Below are 20,610 nucleotides of genomic sequence, written 5' to 3'. Positions count from 1 at the left end.
GCATACACTCGCAAAATTATTATAAATTCCATCCGCTTGGAGAGTTTCAGATGAAAGCGCTCGTTCCTTCTTTGCTGTTTTTGGCCGTGGCGGCCAGCGTTAACGTACAGGCGGCGACGCCGGCCAACACGCTGGTGATCGCGCAATCTATCGATGACGTGGTCAGCTTTGACCCGGCCCAGGGATTTGAGTTAACCACGGTGCAGTCGTTCAACAGCCTGTATCAACGTCTGATCCAGTCAGATCCGCACAATCCCATCGATCTTAAACCAACCCTGGCCAGCAGCTGGCAGGCCGGCGCCGACGACCGCAGCCTGACTTTCAGCCTGCGCCCGGACGCCAGGTTCGCCAGCGGCAATCCGCTGCGGCCGGAAGACGTGATCTTCTCGCTTTCACGGGTGGTTAAACTCAATCTCGAACCGTCGTTTATCCTGACGCAGCTGGGCTGGAACGCGAAGAACGTGGAGCAACACCTGAGCAAGGTGGACGAGCACACGGTAAAAATCAGCTGGAGTGAGAACGTCAGCCCGGCCTTCGTGCTCAGCCTGCTGTCGGCGCCGGTATCCTCGATCGTCGACGCCAAAGAGGCGCTGGCGCACCAGCAGGGCGACGATCTGGGGCATCAATGGTTGAACAGCCACTCCGCCGGCAGTGGCCCTTACAAAATCCGCACCTATGTGCCGCACGAAGTGGTGGTGCTGGACGCCAACCCGGGCTCGCCGGAAGGGGCGCCGACGCTGAAAACCATCCTGATCAAAAACGTGCCCGATCCGGCGGCGCGCCGTTTGCTGATCGAGCAGGGCGATGCCGATATCGCACGCAACCTGGGGGCAGACCAGATGGCGGCTCTGAAGGGCAAGCCGGGCGTCAAACCGCTGGCTATTCCTTATGCTTCGCTTTATTTCCTGCAGTTCAACGCCAAGGCGTCGCCGGCGCTCGGCAATCCGGCGTTCTGGGAGGCGGCGCGCTGGCTGTTCGATTATCAAGGCATCGCCGACGATCTGCTGAAAGGGCAGTTCCAGAGCCATCAGGCATTCCTGCCGGACGGTTATCTGGGCGCGCTCAAAGATAGGCCGTACAGCTTCAATCCGCAGAAAGCCAAAGAAATACTGGCCAAGGCGGGGCTGAGCAACGTCAGTTTCCGCCTGGACGTCAACAATCAGCCGCCGTATCTGGATATTGCTCAGGCGTTGCAGGCCAGTTTTGCTCAGGGCGGCGTGAAGGTCGAACTGGTGCCGGGCATCAGTTCGCAGGTCTCCACCAAGGTGAAAGCGCTTAACTACGATGCGACGCTGACCTCCTGGGGGCCGGATTACTTCGACCCTAACACCAACGCCGCCGCCTTCGCCTACAACCCGGAAGACGGCAGCAAGACGCTGGCCTGGCGCGCCAACTGGCAGATCCCGGCGCTGAGCAAGCTGACGCTGGCCGCCACTGCGGAAAACGACACCGCCAAACGGGTGGCAGACTACCAGCAACTGCAAAAACAGGTGCAGCAAAGCTCGCCGTTTGTCATCGGCCTGCAGGCGCGCAGCCTGATTGCGGTGCGTGACAACCTCAAGGGCTATGTGCAGGGCATCAACCCTGACATGGTGTTCTACAGCAAGGTCAGCAAGTAATGGCCGCTGACCTGTCCGCCGGCGCCGGGGCGGCCCGGCGGTATTGGCGCTGGGGCGGGCGGCTGCTCGGCGGCGCGCTGTCTCTGGCGCTGACGTTGCTCGGCCTGCTGCTGTTCACCTTCATGCTGTCGCACCTGGCGCCGATCGATCCGGCGCTGCAGGTGGCGGGCGATCACGCCAGCGAAGCCACCTATGCGCAGGTGCGGCACGAGCTGGGGTTGGATCAGCCGCTGCCGGTGCAATTTTGGCGTTACCTGGTGCACCTGGCGCACGGTGATTTGGGCATTTCGCGTATTACCGCGCAGCCGGTGTTGAGCGATCTGTTGCGTACCTTCCCGGCGACGGTGGAGCTGGCCACCTGCGCCATTATCCTCGGCGCCCTCGGCGGCATTACGCTGGCGTTTCTGGCGGTGCTCAAACCGGGCAGCTGGCTGGATAACGCGGCGCGTCTGCTGTCGCTGATCGGTTATTCGGTGCCGATTTTCTGGCTGAGCCTGCTCGGGCTGTTGCTGTTCTACGCCACGCTGCATTGGTCGGCGGGGCCGGGGCGGCTGGACGACATTTACTTGTACAGCATGGAGCCGCGCAGCGGTTTCGTGTTGATCGACAGCTGGCTGTCCGGCGATCGTGAAATGTTCTACAACGCCATCGGCCACCTGTGGCTGCCGGTGGTGGCGTTGGCGCTGCTGTCGATGGCGGGCATTACCCGGCTGCTGCGGGCGGCGATGCTGGAAGAGTGCAACAAGGAATACGTGACGCTGGCGCGTTCCAAGGGCGCCGGCCGCCTGCGCATTCTGCTGCGCCATGTGTTTCCCAATGTGCTTGGCACGCTGATCACCGTACTGTCTCTCTCCTACGCCAGCCTGCTGGAGGGCGCGGTATTGACCGAAACGGTGTTCGCCTGGCCCGGCGTCGGGCGTTACCTGACCTCGGCGCTGTTTGCTGCCGACACGCCGGCGATCCTCGGTGCCACGCTGCTGATCGGCACCTGTTTCGTGCTGTTGAATGCGCTGGCCGACGCCTTGACCTATTTAGTGGATCCGCGAACTCGATGAGCCAATATCTCTCTGAACACGAACCGCAAAGCGAGCCAGCCGTCGGTGACCGCCGCGGTCGGCGTCTGACCACGCTGACGCTGGGCGCGGCGCTGGTGGCGATCCTGCTTGTCACCGCGCTGCTGGCTCCGTGGCTGGCGCCTTTCGACCCCAATCTGCAGCATATCGAATTGCGGTTACTGCCGCCTTCGGCTGCACATTGGCTGGGCACCGACGGCTTTGGCCGCGATTTGCTCTCCCGCGTGATTTACGGCGCGCGGCCGACGCTGATCCTGGTGTCGCTGATTCTGGTGTTGACCATTCCCATCGGCCTGCTGGTCGGCATTTGCGCCGGTTACCTCGGCGGCTGGGTCGAGCGCATTTTGATGCGTCTGACCGACATTTTCCTGTCGCTGCCGAGTCTGGTGATCGCGCTGGCGTTCGTGGCGGTGATGGGGCCGGGGCTGATGAACGGCGCGCTGGCGCTGGCATTGACCAGCTGGCCGGCCTTTGCCCGCCAGGCGCGGGCCGAAACCCTGGCGCTGCGCCGCAGTGACTACCTGGCGGCGGCGCGCATGCAGGGTATCAACGGGTTGCGGCTGATGGTCGGCCACATTTTGCCTTTATGCCTGCCGAGCGCGGTGGTGCGTGCGGCGCTGAGCCTGGGCGGCATCATCCTGTCCGCCGCCGGTCTGGGGTTCCTCGGCATGGGCGTCGCGCCGCCGACCGCCGAATGGGGTTCGATGGTGGCCGAAGGCAGTAAAGTGATTTTCGACCAATGGTGGGTCGCCGCCGCACCAGGCGGGGCGATCCTGTTCGCCAGTCTGGCGTTTAACCTGCTGGGCGATGGCCTGCGCGACAAAATGGATCCTCGTCATGGGCACTGATAACACTTTATTGACCGTCGAACGGCTGGCGATCGGCGTGCCGGGGCCGCAGCCGGCGGCGCTGGTGAAGAATATCTCGTTCAGCATGGGGCGGGAGCGGCTGGCGCTGGTCGGCGAGTCCGGTTCCGGCAAGTCGTTGACCGCGCGTGCGCTGATGGGGCTATTGCCGCCGCCGTTGCAGCTGCAGGCGCAGCGCCTGACGCTGGGCGATGAAGACTTGACGCGCCTGAGCGAACGCCAGTGGAGCCGCCTGCGCGGCGACCGGGTGGCGATGGTGATGCAAGATCCCAAACATGCGCTGAATCCCAATCAGCCGATCGGCCGTCAGGTGGAGGAGCCGCTGGTGCTGCATGCCAAGCTGAGCCGCGCCGAGCGGCGTGAAAAGGTATTGGAGATGCTGGCGGCGGTGGGGTTGCCCGATCCGGCGGCGCTGTGGGGCCGTTATCCGCATCAGCTTTCCGGCGGCATGGGGCAGCGGGTGATGCTGGCCATTGCGTTGATCAACGATCCGCAGCTGTTGATTGCCGATGAACCGACTTCGGCGCTGGATCACCAGATGCGCGATCAGGTGCTGCAACTGATAGACAATCTGGTGGCGCAACGCAACATGGGGCTGATCCTGATCAGCCACGATTTGCAGCAGGTGGCGCACCACTGCGAGCGGGTGCTGGTGATGTACAAAGGCGAGCTGTTGGATCAACTGCCGGCAGCAGAGCTGGCGCAGGCCACGCATCCTTACACTCGCACGCTGTGGGCGTGCCGGCCGAGCCGCGAGACGCGCGGCAAACCGCTGCCGGTGCTGGACCGCGCGCTGTTGGAGACGTTGAAATGAGCGTAATCGCACTGGAGAACCTGAGCGTCAGTCACCGCCAGGGCTACGAGCTGCGCACCGTGGTGCATGAGGTTAACCTGCACATCGAACCGGGTGAGTGTTTCGGGCTGGTGGGGCCTTCCGGCTGCGGCAAGTCCTCGTTGCTGTGGGTGCTGGCCGGGCTGAATGGCAGCTGGCAGGGCGGTTTTGAGCTGCTGGGGCGGCGGCTGCAACCGGGGCAGGCATTTACCGGCGAGCTGCGGCGTGAGGTACAGATGGTGTTTCAGGATCCCTATGCTTCGCTACACCCCAAGCACCGGCTGTTGCGTACGCTGTCGGAGCCGCTCAAGCTGCTGCAGGAAAGCGATATCGAACGCAAGATCAGCGCGGGCTTTCGCCAGGTGGGGTTGGATCCGCGCCTGCTGGATCGCTACCCGCATCAGCTGTCGGGCGGCCAGCGGCAGCGCGTGGCGATCGTGCGCGCATTGTTGCTGCGGCCTAAGTTGTTGCTGCTGGATGAACCGACTTCGGCGTTGGACATGTCGGTGCAGGCGGAGATCCTCAATCTGCTCAACGAGCTGAAGCAGGCGGGCGATCTGACCATGGTGCTGGTCAGCCACGATGCGGACGTGATTGACCATATGTGCGATCGTTCGGTGGCAATGGCGCACGGCCGCATCAGCATTTAAACCTGTGCCCGCCAACGCGGCGGGCATATCCATCTTGGTAATAAATAAAGCAATTTATCGTCGTTCTTCTGTTAATTCTTACCCCCTACACTCGAAAAACAGCGTAACCGCGTGATTGTGGAGAGTGTATCGATGAAACGGTTAATTCCAACCTTATTGTATGGCGCGCTGGCGGCCGCTTTTGGTGCGCAGGCTGCCACCCCGCAGGATACCTTGGTAGTGGTCAGTTCGTTGGAGGGCATTATCAGCCTCGATCCGGCGGAGAGCTTTGAAACCGTCAGTTCGGCCAATCTGGTCAACCTCTATCAGCGCCTGGTGGCGCCGGATCGCGCCGCGCCGCAAAAGCTGGCGCCGGACGCCGCAGGCAGTTGGCAAGCGGGCGCCGATGGCCGCAGCCTGACCTTTACCCTGAAACCGCAGCAGCGTTTCGCTTCCGGCAACCCACTGCGGCCAGAAGATGTGATTTTTTCGCTGGTTCGCGCGGTGAAGCTGAACAAGGCGCCGTCGTTTATTCTCGGCGAGTTTGGCTGGACGCCGGATAACGTTGAGCAACAGCTGAAGAAGGTGGGAGATAACCAGGTGCAACTCAGTTGGCCCGCCAACATCGGCAGCGAGTTGGCGCTGCGGCTGCTGACGGCGAATGTGGCTTCGATCGTGGATGAAAAGCTGTTGAACGAGCACGCGCAGCAGGGGGACTACGGTAACGGCTGGCTGCGCAGCCATTCCGCCGGCGGCGGCCCGTATCGGGTGAACAACTATGTGCCGCATGAAGCGCTGCTGTTTGGCCGTAATGACTACGCTCCGTCGCCGGCAAGGTTGAAAACGGTGTTGTTCAAGAACGTCAGCGACGCCGGTACCCGCCGTTTGCTGTTGCTGAAAGGGGATGCCGACGTGGCCTACGATCTGGGGGCTGACCAGTTCGACTCACTGCGTAACGCGTCTGGCGTGCGCATCGAGCAGGCCGATGCGCCCCGGATCTATTACCTCGGTTTCAACACCGGCAGCAAAGACAATCCGGCGCTGGGCAATCCGGCGTTATGGCAGGCGGCGCGCTGGCTGGTCGATTATCAGAGCATCGCCGAGCAACTGCTGAAAGGGCAATATCGCGTGCATCAGGCCTTCTTGCCGCAGGGATTGGACGGGGCACTCGACGATCGGCCGTTTAAGCTCGACGTGGACAAAGCCAAACAGATCCTGCGCGATGCCGGCATCGCTGAAGGCACGCGCATCGATCTTATCGTCATCAACCAACCGCCGTATACCGACATCGCGCAGGCGCTGCAGGCCAGTTTTGCGCAGGCCGGGCTGCGGTTGGATATCCATCCGGTGGTAGAAAGCGATCTGTGGGGCAAGATGCGCGGCCGCGATTTTCAGGCGATCTTCACCTACTGGGGCGCCGACTACCTGGATCCGAACACCAACGCCAGCGCCTTTGCCTATAACGTGCCCGGTGGGCCGAAAACCCTGGCCTGGCGCACCCAGTGGAACATTCCCGCCATCAGCGCGGAAACGCGCGCCGCGGCTGCGGAAGGGAACAGCGCCGCGCGCAGCGCACGTTACGTCACGTTGCAACGGGAACTGCAGGCCAGTTCGCCGTATGTGGTGGCGCTGCAGGGGCAAACGCTGGTGGCATTGCGGGACAACGTCGAAGGTGCCCGGTTGGATATCGCCAACAGCATGCTGTATCTGGATCGGGTCAGCAAGTAGCGGGCCTGTCCGAGCTTTCTGTCGCACCAAAGGCCAACGGCGAGTGAAATCGCTGGCTATTGCTACCTCGGATCGCGAGATGTTTTGTCAGGGTGAAATAAAATGAAATTTCATAACGCGCTCATATGACGGTGATAGATTGGCACTGAAAGGCGGCGTTGTTGACGCCTTTCACCGCGGCCGTCCGCAATGATGCGGACACATCACGTCAGGAGATATTATGGACAATAACGAAAACGCTTCAGGAGCGCGCGCAGCAACCTTGATCGCCACCGGTGAGGTTGTTACGCCGGAACAGTTTTATCAGGACAGCGACGGAAGCAACTGGGGGCCGGCGATCAACAAAGCGGCGGCGGCGGCGCTGCAAGCCGGCGGTACGCTGTCCCTTGGGAAGCGGGTGTATACGGTCGCCGGACACGTACTCATTCAGACGACAACGGACATCTACGGCGGCATCGGTTTGCGGGTGGTCGGATTGGGACGGGCGACCAAAATTGTCAAGACGGCGGACAGCAGTTACACCAACGAACAGGGCGAAACGAAGAAAGCGGTGATCGTGGTGAAAGGCTTCGCCAATCTGACGCTGCACGGCTTGACGTTGCGGGATGATACCGGCGTAGACGACACTCACGGCGTGTGGTTCAGCGATCGCAATATGACGAAGTTTGATATTCGCGACATCTACACCAAGGTCGGCGGTTATTCGCTGTTTGTCTCGGGCGACATGTTCATTAACTGGCTGGTGAACGTGCAGATGGAGGCAAACGCCAATCGCCCGGGCGATGGGGTGCTGTGGATGGACAAGTCCGGCACCACCAATTTTATAGACGGCCTCTACGCCGCTCGCGCCAAGGGGACTGCGTTCAGAATTTCAGGGTTTTACTCTACTATCGGCTCGTTGGCTGCGGATGACTGCATCGGCGATATCTACTCGTTCAAAGATTTTAACGGCACGATCAATTCGTTGGGCTGCGAGAACCGCAACACGCAGCGCGCCGCCAATATCAGCGTGTTGTCCACCAACTTTGCCCAGGGCACGATAGGCAATATCAATATCCAGGACGCGCAGAATGTGGAGAGCGGGAGCGTGTTGTGCCGATTCATCAACGAATCTCGTTGGGACATCGGTCAGTTGACTCTTTACAGCGGTTCGAAGACGCCGTTCCCGGCGGCGATCGCCGCCTGCAGCAACAATACCGAGGTAACCTTCAGTAACGTATACAACGGCGGCGTTCCGGTGGCCGGCAAAAGCACCGTCGACGTTACGTCGTTTTTAAACGGGGTCGAAGCGATGTACAGTCTGGGCGAGCGGGGAATTGCTCCTTGCGCCACCAGCAACCATTTGCCGCGCAATATCTCGAAACAGCAATCGTGGACTTTTTTAGGCACCCTGACCGCGCCGGATCGGCAACCTACAACGCGCATTACTCTTCAACAGGGCGTAAGCACCAAGGTGCTGGCGTGCGATTTATATATCACGTTCGATCTGTCTTCGCAGGCGACCGCCTTTGTCGTCAATAAAGGCAGCTATAGCGCGAAAGGCGCCTTTATGTTGCGGCGCACCGGGCCGTTAAGCTGCGAAATATATTACCGCGTCGAGAAAGATTTCGGCTTTGGCAGTTATCAGGTGCAGACTACGCGCGGCAGCTACTGGCGGCCGGACGGCGTTTCATTGAGCACGCCACCCGCCGATGCGTTGGAAATCCGCAGCGATGAGGTGTTATCCACCACCAGGCTCGCAGTGATCCAGCCACTGGCCAATCCGACAACGGCCAGCACTGCGGAAGTGGCAGGATTGCTCAATCGGCTGATCGAGACACTGAAGAACTAACCGAATAACGCCGGCGCGTTCTGGCCGGCGTCCATCAAGAGCAACAGCCAGCCGGCGGCCGCCAAGGCGATGCCGAAAGGTTGCCGCGTTCGCCAGGCGCGGCGGTTGCGGCGGCCGCGCGTCAATGCCATGCCTAATCCGAACATGGCCGCCAGACAGACCAGCAGCGGCAGCATCGTCCAACCGAGCCAGGCGCCCAGCGCCGCCAGCAGTTTGAAATCACCCTGGCCGATGCCGTTACGCCGCCGCACCTGCCGATAAAGCGCGTTGAGCAGCCACAACCCCCCGTAGCCGGCGGCGGCGCCGATAACCGCGTCGCCCAGCGTCGCCCAGCGAGCGTCAAGATTGCACAGCATCCCGCCCCACAGCAGCGGCTGGGTTAACCGGTCCGGCAACCACCGGTGGCGCCAGTCTAGCCAGGCCAGGGCGATCAGCAGCGCCGCGGCCGGCGGCAACCACAGCCGGTGTGCTGCCGGCAGGTCGAAGGGCAGCGTCGTCAACGCCAAACCGAAGGCCGTCAGCAGCAGGCTACGGCGGCGCAATTTCGGTGGGCTGGCGCGCCCGGCCGCCGTTCGCTCCAACCGGGTGATGAGCGCGAAGGCGACCACACCTGCCGACAGCAGCGCGGTGAAAAACAGCGCGGGCCACAGTAAGGAAAGAAACATCGGAGCTCCATAAGTCGTGAAATAGATGTTTAAAATAACGGCAAAATGCGTATTTCATCGGGGTGAAATGCGGTGGGCTGTGAGGAATGCGCAGTTGTACGCATCGCCACTTCACGTATTGCAGAGTGAGGCAATGTCATGCGCGGAGGCGCGCAACAGCGGGTTGTTGCGCTTTTTATCGGCAAAATCGGTGCTGAAATGGTGTGAATTCACCTGGCGGCCGGAATGGATCGGTAAAGGGCGTAAGTGACGGCGTCACTGGAGAGTGATTGGGGTTTATCCTATTGTTTCTGTTCGTCAAGCCGTTAGGCTTTAAGGGAGAGGCGCCCCGGCCTGGACGGGGCGTAGGGTTTCCAGATCTGCCGCGGGAAAGGCGACAGCAAAGCAGTGGGTTGGCCTGCTCCAGGAGGGAGGGGGCCAACGGTGCCATGAAAGACGAAATTCAGGCGGGACTCATCAAAACCAAAAAACGACGCTGGCACAGCCGCCAGGCGGTGTGGCTGGCCGGGGCGCTGGTGTGGCTGGCCGGCGCGGCGCCCGCCTGCGCCGAATCCCCGCCGGCGCCGGAGAGCGTTGTCTCTTCCGCACAGGCCGCCGCAGATCCGGCCGCGAATTTGCCCGAACTGGGCGGCGCGCCCGATGACGCCGCGCGCGAGAAGCAGTGGGCCGAGATGGCCAAGCAGTTCGGCGAAAAAGATCTGAATAACGTTTCCCGTCAGCAGATGCGCAGCCGCGCCGAGGATTATCTGCTGGGCCAGGCGACCGGCGCGCTGCAACAGCAGGCGCAGGAACTGTTGTCGCCGCTGGGCACCGCCCGATTATCGCTGAAGATGACCGGTGAGGGGGACTTTACCGGCAGCAACGGGCAGTTATTCAGCCCGCTGTACGACGTCGACGGATTGCTGACCTACAGCCAGATCGGCTGGCTGCAGCAAAGCGCCGGGGCGCTCGGTAATTTCGCGCTGGGGCAGCGCTGGATCGCCGGTGACTGGCTGCTGGGGTACAACACGGCGCTCGACAGCGATTTCGCCCGGCAGCGCAATCGCGGCAGCGTCGGCGCGGAGGCCTGGGGAGACTACCTGCGTTTCTCCACCAACTATTACTACCCGCTGTCGGCGCTGGCGCAAAAGTCTGGCGATGGCGTGTTTTTCAGCCGTCCGGCGCGCGGTTACGACATCACGACGCAAGGCTATCTGCCGTTTTATCGCCAGATCGGCGGTTCGCTCAGCTATGAGCAGTATCTCGGCGATAATGTCGATCTGTTCGGCAGCGGCAAAAAACAAAACGATCCGCGCGCGATGCAGCTGGGGCTCAATTACACCCCGGTGCCGCTGGTGACGATGAAGGCGCTGCATAAGATTGGCGCGGGCGGGCAGAGCCAGGATCAGATCGAGCTGGCGCTGAGCTATCGGCTCGGGGTGCCGTTGGTGAAGCAGATTTCGCCGGAGTATGTGGCGCAGGCCAAGTCGCTGCGCGGCAGCCGCTACGATCCTATCGAACGCAAGAACGTGCCGGTGCTGGAGTTCCGCCAGCGTAAAACGCTGCAGGTGTTCCTCGCTACGCCGCCGTGGAGCCTGCAGGCGGGGGAAACCGTGCCGCTGGTGCTGGAAATCAAGGCATTGAACGGGATTTCTCACGTCAGTTGGCAGGGGGATACGCAGGCGCTGAGCCTGACGCCGCCGCACAATGCCAACGATCCGCAGGGCTGGACGGCGATCGTGCCGCCGTGGGACGACGCGCCGGGCGCCGCCAACAGCTACCGGCTATCGGTCACGCTGGAGGACGATAAACAGCAGCGCGTGACGTCCAACTGGATAGAGCTGAAAGTGGCGCCGCCGCTGACGGCGACCGCCGGTGATGACGCGGGCCTGCCGCCGATCAAAACCCTGACGCCGCCGCCGATCCCGGCGCAAACCGGGCCGCTGTACGGCGGCGACTAACCGTTTTTGCCCTGCAGCACCCACACGGCGGCCTCGACGCGGGATTTTAGCTTCATCTTTTTCAGCAGGTGTTTGACGTGTACCTTGACGGTGCTTTCGGTGATGGTCAGGCGGCGGGCGATCAGCTTGTTCGGCAGCCCCTGGGCGATCAGCTTCAGAATATCCCGTTCGCGCGGCGTCAATTGCTGAATATCGCGATCGGCGCTGGGGCGGTTTTCCCGCAGGCTGGCGGCGAGGATCGGCGTCAGCGTTTCGCTGAGCACCATCTGCCCGGCCGCCGCCTGATGCAGCGCCTTCAGCAGATCCTCCGGCTCCATGTCTTTCAACAAATAACCGTCGGCGCCGCGTTTGAGTGCGCTGACGACGTCGTCTTCATGGTTGGACACGCTGAACACCACAACGCGCCCCGACAGGTCTGTCTGGCGCAGACGATCCAGCGTTTCCAGCCCGTTGATGCCGGGCATGTTGAGGTCGAGCAGGATCAGATCCGGATCGTGCTGCTCCGCCAGCGCGACCCCTTGCTCACCGTTGCTGGCTTCGGCGATGACCTGCAGGCGAGCGTCCATGCCAATCAGCTGTTTTACGCCGTTGCGCAGCATCGGGTGGTCGTCGATCAGTAAGATGGTGGCGGCGGTTTCTGTCGTCATGGTGTCTCCGTTAGTCGATGGCGTGGTTATCCGGCGTGAAGCTGACTCGCACCTCGGTGCCGCCGCCGCTGCGCGGTAAAATGTCGCAACGTCCATGCAGGCTCTTGGCGCGATCGCGCATGATGATCAAGCCGTAATGGTCGGGGCGGGATGTTTCGGCCGGCAGGCCGCGTCCGTTGTCGCATACGCTCAGGGTCACTTCACCCCGTTTGTTGATGACCTGAATGCTCACCTCGCTGGCGGCGGCATGCTTAAGGATGTTGCTGAGCGCCTCGCGGGCGATCTGCAGCAGATGAATGGCCTGGTAGGCGGGCACCGTGCGCGGCCCCAGTTGGTAATCGAGGCTGATGTTCAGGCCCAGTTTGGGATTGAACTCCGCTACCGTCGATTGCAGCGCCGCCAGCAGGCCCGGTTCGGTCAGCTGCAGGCGGAAGGTGGTCAGCAGCTCGCGCAGCTGGCGATAGGCGCCGTTCAGCTCTTCGCGCATCTGCTGCACCAGCGCCTGGCTGGCGGACGAGAGCGTTTCGCCTTGCATCTGCAGGCAGGCGATCTGCATTTTCAGGCAGGAGAGCGATTGGGCGATGGAGTCGTGCAGCTCGCGGGCGATCGCCGCCCGTTCTTCCATCAGCATCAGCTGCTGCTGGTGGTCTACCTGACGTTCGATGGCCAGCACGCTGGTCAGTTGCTCCACCAGAGTGTTGACCAGCTGGCGGTGCTCATCGTTCAGCGGCTGTTGCGGCGCATGTTGCGCCACGATCACGCCGTAGTCGCCAAGTTTGTCACTCAGGCTCCAGCTCAGCGACGGGTTGTCGGGATGCTGGCGGTCGCTGTCGTGCAGGCAGGCGCTGCACACCGGATTATGGCAATGCTCCGGCCGCAACGGCTGGTTGCCGCTCAGCTGCAGCAGCGGCTCCCGGCTGTCGTTTTCATACAGCCGCACCTGAATGGCGCGCAGCGGCGTCAGGATTTGCAGTTGGTTGAGCAGCGGCGTCAGGCGGCTGCACAATGGCTCGCTGGCGTGCAGCAGGCGGCTGGCGCGATAGAGGAAGCTCAGCATCTGATTTTTTTGCTGCAGGTCCGCGGTCTTCTCGGCTACGCGCTGCTCCAGCCCGCTGTAGGTGGCCGACAGTTCGTCGGACATGGTGTTCAACGCGCCGCCGAGCGACGCCATTTCATCCTGATGGCCGCGCTGCGCGAAGCGGCGGCTAAAGTCGCCGCGGCCCACCGCCAACGCCATTTCCACCAGCTGCCGCCACGGATGCAGCAACCGGCGGCGCAGGTAGCAGGTGGTGCCGATCAGCAGCAGCAGGGTCAGCGCGATAAAGCCGGCCTGCACCAGCGTCACCATCAGCAGGCGGCGCTCGGTTTGCCTGTCGATATCCGAGACCAGCTTATCCAACAGCTGCACGAAGTGCGCCACCTGCGGCGCGGCGTCGGCCGGGCGCTGCGCGCTACGCAGGCGAGGTTGCAGGGTCTGTTGCCAGTAGTCGCGCAAGGTGTCGAAAGGTTGCGTCAACCCTTCCTGTTCCACCGAACGCTGCAGGTCGGGGCTGTTTTCGTCGCGCTCCAGTTCGCGGATCAACGCTTCATGCCGTTCATCCAGCGGCACCTGCGCCAGCAGACGGTAGCTTTGCATACGCAGCGAGCCGGCCTTGTTGATGGCATGCGCGTTGCCCTGAATGCTTTGCGACATCCAGGCGGAAATCCCCATGCCGGCCACGCCCAGAATGCCCGACAGCAACATCAGCAGGGCGACCTGATTCACGATCGAAAGCGGGGCCAACAGGCGTTTCATAAGCGCGGGTTCCTGGCATTTGGCGCCGCTGAAGCTCAGGGGCGAAGGCGGCGACGGGGTAAACAAGTCACGATTCAGCCGTATTTTTGATTATCCCTGAGCATAACCCCATACCTCGAATGAAGTACCCATTAGTTTCCAGTGGGGCGGCGAAGCGGTGAGGACGACGAAGTGATTCATTATAATTTATTGATTATAAATGATTTAATTTTTATCCGGAACGTACCCCTAAGGGGATGAAGGCGCTATTTGTGCCGCCAACTACTTGCATTCGGGTTGATATACATCAACTTTGCCGCCGGGGCCGCCCCCTAGGGTGTCGGAATAATCCCCCGTGTCTGAGGTTTTTATGTCGCAACTTGCAACGCCTTCATCAAAGAAAACCGGTGCGCTGATTCAGGATTGGCATCCTGAAGACAGCGCCTTTTGGCAGCAGCGTGGCCATCGCATCGCCACCCGCAACCTGTGGATTTCCATTCCCTGTCTGCTGCTGGCCTTCTGCGTCTGGATGCTGTTCAGCGCCGTGGCGGTCAACCTGAACAAGGTTGGCTTCAACTTTTCCACCGATCAACTGTTCCTGTTGACAGCGCTGCCGTCGGTCTCGGGCGCTATTTTACGCGTGCCGTATTCCTTCGTGATCCCGCTGTTTGGCGGCCGTCGCTGGACCGCTATCAGCACCTGCTTCCTGCTGGTGCCGTGCTTGTGGCTGGGATTCGCGGTGCAGGACAGCAGCACGCCGTACAGCGTGTTCGTCATCATTTCTCTGCTGTGCGGTTTTGCGGGCGCCAACTTTGCCTCCAGCATGGCCAATATCAGCTTCTTCTTCCCGAAAGCGCGTCAGGGCGGCGCGTTGGGTCTCAACGGCGGGTTGGGGAATCTGGGTGTCAGCGTCATGCAACTGGTCGCGCCGCTGGCGATCTCTTTCAGCCTGTTTGGTCTGTTTGGCGGCACGGCGCAAGATCAGGCAGAAGGGGGGCAGCTGTGGCTGGAAAACGCCGCCTGGATCTGGGTACCGTTCCTGCTGGTTGCCACCTTGGCGGCCTGGTTCGGCATGAACGATCTGGCGGCGGCCAAGGCATCGCTGCGCCAGCAACTGCCAGTGCTCAAACGTGGGCATTTGTGGATGCTGAGTTTGCTGTACCTCGCGACCTTCGGTTCTTTCATCGGTTTCTCCGCCGGTTTCGCCATGCTGTCGAAGACGCAATTTCCGGAGGTCGTGATCCTGCATTACGCTTTCTTCGGGCCGTTCCTCGGGGCGCTGGCGCGGCCGGTCGGCGGCGCGCTGTCTGACCGTTTCGGCGGCGTGCGGGTGACGTTGATCAACTTTGTGGTGATGGCCGTGTTCGCCGCGCTGTTGTTCCTGACCTTGCCGACGGCGGGCGAGGGCGGTTCGTTCATCGCCTTCTACGGCATCTTTATGGTGCTGTTCCTCACGGCGGGGCTGGGCAGCGGATCGACTTTCCAAATGATCGCCGTCATTTTCCGTAAAATCACTGTCGATCGCGTGAAAGCGGCCGGCGGCAGTGACGAGAGCGCACAGCGTGAAGCGGTGACGGACTCCGCCGCCGCATTGGGCTTTATCTCGGCGATCGGCGCCGCAGGCGGCTTCTTTATTCCCCAGGCATTCGGTACCTCGCTGGCGCTGACCGGCTCACCGGCGGGGGCAATGAAAGTATTCCTGGTGTTCTATATCTTGTGTGTGGTCATCACCTGGGCGGTGTATGGCCGCAAGAAAAAGGCCTGAGTATCAAACTGCTTTCTCAATCCCTCCCGCCACGGGAGGGATATTTCTCTCATTCCGAGTCATCTCTCCTCGCCTCCTCAGTGAAATTTTCTGTCTTTAGGTAAAATTCTCATCTTTGCTTGCCGTTTTTTTCTTTTTTTATAGCACTATCTCTCAATGTGAGAATGTTTTCGCCAAAACGGATTATATTATTTGCACGTTTTTTTCGTTTTATTGAGAGTATTCTTACATTAAGACGTTAATGTCATTTCGCAGATTAAATGAAATTTCCGGGAGGGCAAAGCATAATTAGTGCGATTGTTATAAAATCAGTAATAGGATTTTGTCTTAGATGCAGCACACACCGAGTGGAATGTGCAACGGGGTTAAATCAGATAACTCTCATTCTGTTTTTTTCGGCTTTTTGTAGTCTATCTGACAATCAGATTAGGTGGGAAAACACAATGAATTCACGGATAAGAATGAAATTTCACAATTTCATTCGATTAACAATCGAACAACATGGTTAGTTTTTTCTTTTTAAATCAATGAGGTGTTCATTTGAATTTTACGGTAACCATGAAAGAAATCCATGTTGCCAACAGGGAAAAAGAGTCATTTGGATAAACGGAACATCCTTAATATGGCCTAATGTAAAAAATGAAATCAGAAAATTTTTATAAAGGCCAATATCCGATGAATGCAACCTGTTGAGTTTACATTTAATTTCTTGAACATTTTTTGATATTTCTATACAAAGTGTGCAGGACAGGCACGCTAAGGAAATTAAAAGTGAATCTTGATAAAAGAATAAAGATTAGGAATCTCGATGTTCTGACTCCTGCCGGGGAGAAATTTCGTCTGCGTTGGAAGGAGTATCAAATTCTTTCGCTGCTTGTCGCCAGATCGCCAGAACTGGTTACCCGAACGGAAATTATAGAAAATATCTGGAAAGGAACCTATTGCTCAGATTCAACGATAAATCAAACAATTAAATCTATTCGCCAAAAGATTAGTGACACGGAACACACGCTTATCAGAACCATTCCTCGTTTGGGTTACAAGGTGGAAAATCAAGCGGCTTTTCACTTTATATCCGAGGATGAAGACTACGCTGATGATGATATATTAAATGGCGGTGAAGATATTGGCGTTGATATTCAAGCGGAACTTTCTGAAAGTGAAAGTGAGTCGTCTGAAACAAACGATGAAAAAATAGATAAGCCGCATAAATCGACGCTGGTTGCTGCGCCTGTTGCAACGGTGGAGTCATCCAAAGAACCGGCGCGTGAAAAAAAGTCGGCGGCGGCGCGTCGCTTTTTCAGCATGCCCGCCAGCCGTGTAGTGAAATACCTGACCGTATTCGCCTCTTTGCTGGTTATTTCACATTTTTCATACGTGCTTGGCAACCAAACCCGCCCCCCGGTGATCAATGATATTCAGAACAACACGCGTGTGGTGTTGACGCTGACGCTGAATAATCCCCATACCAACAGCCCGCAAACTCTGTTCTGCCTGTACCAGGGCGAGAGCATGGAGCAGGCGACCATCGAATGTGTCGATCCTAAGCAAGGTCAGCTGAAATTGCCGGTAAAATATGAGACCTCTTCCTCCACCGGTAAGGGTCGGATTAATCTTATATTGCCGAATAAAACCTTGCAATATCAAGTTGCTTACGATGTTAAAAATTAGCGCTGAATGAGGTTTTATCTATAGCGATAATTTTACATTTGATGAAATCTTTTATTTCATTATTTGTTATTTGAAAGCCAGGTTCGATTTGTCCAGTCTGGAACTCATTACCTAACGCGTATTAGCGTCCTGTCCCAATCGGGTGACGGGAATAATGAGAACCTGCTGAGTGACAAATTATGGATAAGCGTAAAGTAGCTATTATCGGGGGTTCCGGTTTTATCGGAACACGCCTGGCGAAACGTCTCAGTAAGCGCGATGATCTGACATTGGTCATCGTCGATAAGCAACCCAGTGCACATTTTCCATCCCTTTATCAGTATGGCGATGTGACGCAACCCCAGACGTTGCAAGAACCGCTGGCGGGCTGCGACGCCATCATTAATCTGGCGGCGGAGCATCAGGACAATGTCGATCCCATTTCGCTCTATTATCAGGTCAATGTCGAAGGCGCGCGCCATGTCTGCATGACCGCCTCCGCCCTGAATATCCGTCAAATCATTTTCACCTCCTCGGTCGCTGTTTACGGCTTCGTCAAACAGGAGACCGGCGAGGAAGGACGTTTCGAGCCTTTCAACCATTACGGCAAGTCCAAGCTTGAGGCGGAATACGTTTATGAAGCCTGGCGCAAGGCCGATGAGGAAAATCGGTTGACTATCATCCGCCCAACGGTGGTATTCGGCGAAGGCAACCGTGGCAACGTGTATAACCTGTTCCGTCAGATCGCCAGCGGACGTTTCGTGATGATTGGCAGCGGCAATAATATGAAGTCGATGGCCTACGTTGAAAATATTGCCGCGCGGCTGGAATATGCGCTGGATCAACAGTCAAGTTATCAGGTCAGCAACTACGTCGATAAACCGGACTTTACGATGAATCAATTGGTTGACGTAATTTCCTCTTCATTGGGGAGAGAAAATAAGACGATTCGCATTCCTTATGCCGTAGGCATATGCGGCGCAACCGCATTGGATGTTGTGAGTAAAATAAGTCGAAAGAAATTCCCAATCAGTCGTGTCAGAGTACAGAAATTCTGCGCCAGAACGCAGTTTAAAAGTAATGTGCAAAATAATTTCGTGGCGCCTGTTGAACTTGATTCGGCAATCGAAAGAACCATTAAACATGAGTTTTCTGATAGATAACTTAATCGCACGCTGACGTTATTTGATTATTCCGCCGACAAGCGGATAAATCTGTATTTTTCAGGATAAATTCATGCTGACTTATATCCTGGCAGGATCAATTTTGTTTTTGTTAATAGCGCATTGGGAGCTGTAACTCAAGGGCGGTAGCGTGCTTATTCGCTGGAGGAACGATGTTATATCAACTGAGCGTGATATTTGTGCTGGCGGTCGCGTGGATCCTTATTGCCCGCCGGGTCGCCTTGACGGTGGGATTAGTGGATAAGCCCAATGCGCGCAAGCAACATCTGGGACATATTCCGTTGGTCGGCGGCATCGCCGTTTACCTGACACTGATGCTGATGACGCTGTGGCAACCCGTCTGGCTGCCCGACAACACCGTCTACCTGCTGTGCATCACGGCGCTGGTGGTGTTGGGCGTACTGGATGACCGCTTTGATCTGCCCGTGGCGCCGCGCGTCATGGTGCAGGGAGGGATCGCGCTGGCGATGATGCTGGCGGCAGGGATGCAGCTTTCCTCATTGGGCCATGCCTGGGGCCATCAGGAAGTGATGCTCGGTTATGGCGCGTTGCTGCTCACGCCGCTGGCGGTATGGGGGGCGATCAACGCCTACAACATGGTGGATGGCATCGACGGGCAACTGGGCGCCTTGTCCTGCGTGACCTTTGTTGCGCTGGCCATCGTGTTCGGACTGGGTGGCCGGGAAGATCTGGCGCTGTGGTGCCTGGGCATGATCGTCGCGCTGGCGGCTTATCTGCTGTTCAACCTGAGCCTGTTCGGCGCGCGTAACAAAATCTTTATGGGGGACGCCGGCAGCATGGTGATCGGCTTCAGCGTGCTGTGGCTGGTGTTGCTGGCGACGCAGGGGCAGCAGGCGGTAATGCGCCCGGTCACCGCGCTGTGGCTGATCGCCATTCCGCTGATGGACATGGTGACCGTGATGGTGCGCCGCCTGTTGCGCCGCCAAAGCCCCTTCAAAGCGGGCCGCGATCATTTGCACCATATTCTGATGCGTCGCGGGCTCAATGCGCGTCAGGCACTGGCGATGAGCACCATGCTGGCGGTGACGCTGGCCTGCATCGGCATTTGCAGTGAAGTGTTGCAACTGCAGGAAAGCCTGATGCTGGTGGCGTTTCTGTTCTGTTTTTGCGGTTATTTCGCCATGTTGCGCGAACCGCGTCAGGCGACGATGCTCAGCGATAATCCAACCGTCGGGCGTTAATCCTCTCACGGGCTGCGGCAGCAGCCCGTTTATCACGGTACTTCCATGAATTTTCATTTGCCTCTTTTGATGCCGTTGGCCTTCACCTCCGCGTTGTTGAGCGGTTGTACGGTGGTTCCCGGCTCACATTTATCGACCAGCGGAAAAGCCATCGTCGTGCAACAAGACGACGATTTCGATTTGAATAGCCAGGTACAGGTTTATCGCATGTCACCGATGCTGCTGCAGAAAATGCGGCGCGTTGAACCGGTCGCCCAGCCGAATCCGGCACTGGATCAGCGGTTGCAGAGCTACCAATACCGTATCGGCGTCGGCGACGTGTTGAACGTCACCGTCTGGGATCACCCCGAGTTGACCACGCCGGCCGGGCAATATCGCAGCGCCAGCGACACCGGTAACTGGGTGCATGCGGATGGCACGATCTTTTACCCCTATATCGGGCGCGTGGCGGTAGTGGGTAAAACCGTCACCGAAGTGCGCAGCCTGATCGCCGGCCGTCTGGCGCAGTATGTGGAAAGCCCGCAGGTGGATGTCAGCATCGCCGCGTTCCGTTCGCAGAAGGCTTATGTGACCGGTGAGGTGAAAACCTCCGGTCAGCAGGCGATCACCAACGTGCCGCTGACCATTCTGGATGCGATCAACGCCGCCGGCGGCCTGACGGACAATGCCGACTGGCGCAACGTGGTGCTGACCCATCAGGGCAAAGAGCGGGCCATCTCGCTGCAGGCGCTGATGCAGCGTGGCGACATCAGCCAGAACGAGCTGCTGCAGCCGGGCGACATCCTCTACATTCCGCGCAATGACAACTTGAAAGTGTTCGTGATGGGCGAGGTGGGCAAGCAAGCGACGCTGAAGATGGATCGCAGCGGCATGACCCTGACCGAAGCCCTCGGATCTTCCGAAGGGATCAGCCAGACGGTGGCGGATGCGACCGGGGTGTTCGTGATCCGGCCGAGCGGCGGCAATCCCCCGCAGCGGCTGGCGACGCTGTATCAGTTCGATCTCTCCGACGCCAGCGCGCTGGCGATGGGCGCTGAATTTCAGCTGCACCCTTACGACGTCGTGTACGTCACCGCGGCGCCGGTCGCGCGCTGGAACCGTTTGATCAGCCAGCTGGTGCCGACCATCAGCAGTTTTAACGATCTCAGCGAGGCTACCTTGCGCGTGCGCAACTGGTAACTCAGCAGGGTGAATAAGGAACAGAA

At 58.9% G+C, this 20,610-nt stretch carries 16 protein-coding genes; 13 read left to right on the top strand and 3 right to left on the bottom strand.

Going from position 1 to position 20,610, the window contains the following annotated elements:
• Positions 1-50: 50 nt before the first annotated feature.
• The 7 genes from GT753_RS10430 (at position 51) to GT753_RS10400 (ending at position 8,578) form a co-directional block, all read left to right on the top strand.
• Positions 51-1,619, top strand: coding sequence for an ABC transporter substrate-binding protein (locus GT753_RS10430; protein ID WP_015378214.1), 1,569 nt, complete (start codon positions 51-53; stop codon positions 1,617-1,619).
• Positions 1,619-2,674, top strand: a complete 1,056-nt coding sequence (locus GT753_RS10425) for an ABC transporter permease (protein ID WP_004934713.1) — start codon at positions 1,619-1,621, stop codon at positions 2,672-2,674. The genes GT753_RS10430 and GT753_RS10425 overlap by 1 nt, the downstream gene beginning before the upstream one ends.
• Positions 2,671-3,540, top strand: a complete 870-nt coding sequence (locus tag GT753_RS10420) for an ABC transporter permease (RefSeq protein WP_015378213.1) — start codon at positions 2,671-2,673, stop codon at positions 3,538-3,540. The genes GT753_RS10425 and GT753_RS10420 overlap by 4 nt, the downstream gene beginning before the upstream one ends.
• On the top strand, positions 3,530-4,372 hold the full coding sequence (locus tag GT753_RS10415; protein ID WP_004934707.1) for an ABC transporter ATP-binding protein: 843 nt from the start codon (positions 3,530-3,532) through the stop codon (positions 4,370-4,372). Before GT753_RS10420 ends, GT753_RS10415 begins: the two co-directional genes overlap by 11 nt.
• Positions 4,369-5,040: an ABC transporter ATP-binding protein gene (locus tag GT753_RS10410; protein WP_015378211.1), complete on the top strand. Its 672-nt coding sequence runs from the start codon at positions 4,369-4,371 to the stop codon at positions 5,038-5,040. Before GT753_RS10415 ends, GT753_RS10410 begins: the two co-directional genes overlap by 4 nt.
• A gap of 132 nt (positions 5,041-5,172) precedes the next feature.
• Positions 5,173-6,747 (top strand): ABC transporter substrate-binding protein, encoded by a 1,575-nt coding sequence (locus tag GT753_RS10405; protein WP_004934699.1) that lies wholly within the window; start codon positions 5,173-5,175, stop codon positions 6,745-6,747.
• A 220-nt stretch (positions 6,748-6,967) separates the two neighbouring features.
• Positions 6,968-8,578, top strand: coding sequence for a hypothetical protein (locus tag GT753_RS10400; protein ID WP_160125576.1), 1,611 nt, complete (start codon positions 6,968-6,970; stop codon positions 8,576-8,578).
• Here GT753_RS10400 and GT753_RS10395 read toward each other — a convergent pair.
• Entirely contained in the window at positions 8,575-9,243 is a 669-nt protein-coding gene (locus GT753_RS10395; RefSeq protein ID WP_160125575.1) for an A24 family peptidase, read from the bottom strand. The genes GT753_RS10400 and GT753_RS10395 overlap by 4 nt on opposite strands.
• Before the next feature lie 428 nt (positions 9,244-9,671).
• Here GT753_RS10395 and GT753_RS10390 point away from each other — a divergent pair, with 428 nt between their 5' ends.
• Positions 9,672-11,183, top strand: a complete 1,512-nt coding sequence (locus GT753_RS10390) for a YchO/YchP family invasin (protein ID WP_160125574.1) — start codon at positions 9,672-9,674, stop codon at positions 11,181-11,183.
• On the opposite strand, the gene narL is transcribed toward GT753_RS10390, so the two are convergent.
• Positions 11,180-11,830: a two-component system response regulator NarL gene (narL, locus tag GT753_RS10385; protein ID WP_004934684.1), complete on the bottom strand. Its 651-nt coding sequence runs from the start codon at positions 11,828-11,830 to the stop codon at positions 11,180-11,182. The two genes, GT753_RS10390 and narL, sit on opposite strands and share 4 nt — an antisense overlap.
• Before the next feature lie 10 nt (positions 11,831-11,840).
• Complete coding sequence (narX, locus tag GT753_RS10380; RefSeq protein ID WP_015378206.1) at positions 11,841-13,625, bottom strand: nitrate/nitrite two-component system sensor histidine kinase NarX; 1,785 nt, start codon at positions 13,623-13,625, stop codon at positions 11,841-11,843.
• Between the two features lie 349 nt (positions 13,626-13,974).
• On the opposite strand from narX, the gene GT753_RS10375 reads away from it, so the two are divergent.
• The 5 genes from GT753_RS10375 (at position 13,975) to GT753_RS10355 (ending at position 20,584) form a co-directional block, all read left to right on the top strand.
• Positions 13,975-15,369 (top strand): NarK family nitrate/nitrite MFS transporter, encoded by a 1,395-nt coding sequence (locus GT753_RS10375; protein WP_004934679.1) that lies wholly within the window; start codon positions 13,975-13,977, stop codon positions 15,367-15,369.
• A gap of 771 nt (positions 15,370-16,140) precedes the next feature.
• Positions 16,141-17,040, top strand: coding sequence for a helix-turn-helix domain-containing protein (locus tag GT753_RS10370; protein ID WP_033645720.1), 900 nt, complete (start codon positions 16,141-16,143; stop codon positions 17,038-17,040).
• Between the two features lie 179 nt (positions 17,041-17,219).
• Positions 17,220-18,182 (top strand): NAD(P)-dependent oxidoreductase, encoded by a 963-nt coding sequence (locus GT753_RS10365; RefSeq protein WP_031299729.1) that lies wholly within the window; start codon positions 17,220-17,222, stop codon positions 18,180-18,182.
• Between the two features lie 173 nt (positions 18,183-18,355).
• Entirely contained in the window at positions 18,356-19,405 is a 1,050-nt protein-coding gene (gene wecA / locus GT753_RS10360) for a UDP-N-acetylglucosamine--undecaprenyl-phosphate N-acetylglucosaminephosphotransferase (protein WP_015378202.1), read from the top strand.
• Positions 19,406-19,450: 45 nt separating this feature from the next.
• A complete protein-coding gene (locus GT753_RS10355) occupies positions 19,451-20,584 on the top strand; it encodes a polysaccharide export protein (protein WP_031299728.1) in 1,134 nt (377 codons plus the stop codon).
• The last annotated feature ends 26 nt before the right edge of the window (positions 20,585-20,610 follow it).

It is taken from the genome of Serratia sp. Z4 (assembly GCF_009900725.1).
Classification (GTDB): Bacteria; Pseudomonadota; Gammaproteobacteria; order Enterobacterales; family Enterobacteriaceae; genus Serratia; species Serratia nematodiphila.
The sequence above is the reverse complement of the archived record's forward strand: the minus strand, read 5'-3'. Positions and strand labels throughout refer to the sequence as shown.

Coding starts and splice junctions, on each gene's coding strand:
- GT753_RS10430 (WP_015378214.1), top strand. CDS start 51: ATGAAAGCGCTCGTTCCTTCTTTGCTGTTTTTGGCCGTGGCGGCCAGC.
- GT753_RS10425 (WP_004934713.1), top strand. CDS start 1,619: ATGGCCGCTGACCTGTCCGCCGGCGCCGGGGCGGCCCGGCGGTATTGG.
- GT753_RS10420 (WP_015378213.1), top strand. CDS start 2,671: ATGAGCCAATATCTCTCTGAACACGAACCGCAAAGCGAGCCAGCCGTC.
- GT753_RS10415 (WP_004934707.1), top strand. CDS start 3,530: ATGGGCACTGATAACACTTTATTGACCGTCGAACGGCTGGCGATCGGC.
- GT753_RS10410 (WP_015378211.1), top strand. CDS start 4,369: ATGAGCGTAATCGCACTGGAGAACCTGAGCGTCAGTCACCGCCAGGGC.
- GT753_RS10405 (WP_004934699.1), top strand. CDS start 5,173: ATGAAACGGTTAATTCCAACCTTATTGTATGGCGCGCTGGCGGCCGCT.
- GT753_RS10400 (WP_160125576.1), top strand. CDS start 6,968: ATGGACAATAACGAAAACGCTTCAGGAGCGCGCGCAGCAACCTTGATC.
- GT753_RS10395 (WP_160125575.1), bottom strand. CDS start 9,243: ATGTTTCTTTCCTTACTGTGGCCCGCGCTGTTTTTCACCGCGCTGCTG.
- GT753_RS10390 (WP_160125574.1), top strand. CDS start 9,672: ATGAAAGACGAAATTCAGGCGGGACTCATCAAAACCAAAAAACGACGC.
- narL (WP_004934684.1), bottom strand. CDS start 11,830: ATGACGACAGAAACCGCCGCCACCATCTTACTGATCGACGACCACCCG.
- narX (WP_015378206.1), bottom strand. CDS start 13,625: ATGAAACGCCTGTTGGCCCCGCTTTCGATCGTGAATCAGGTCGCCCTG.
- GT753_RS10375 (WP_004934679.1), top strand. CDS start 13,975: ATGTCGCAACTTGCAACGCCTTCATCAAAGAAAACCGGTGCGCTGATT.
- GT753_RS10365 (WP_031299729.1), top strand. CDS start 17,220: ATGGATAAGCGTAAAGTAGCTATTATCGGGGGTTCCGGTTTTATCGGA.
- wecA (WP_015378202.1), top strand. CDS start 18,356: ATGTTATATCAACTGAGCGTGATATTTGTGCTGGCGGTCGCGTGGATC.
- GT753_RS10355 (WP_031299728.1), top strand. CDS start 19,451: ATGAATTTTCATTTGCCTCTTTTGATGCCGTTGGCCTTCACCTCCGCG.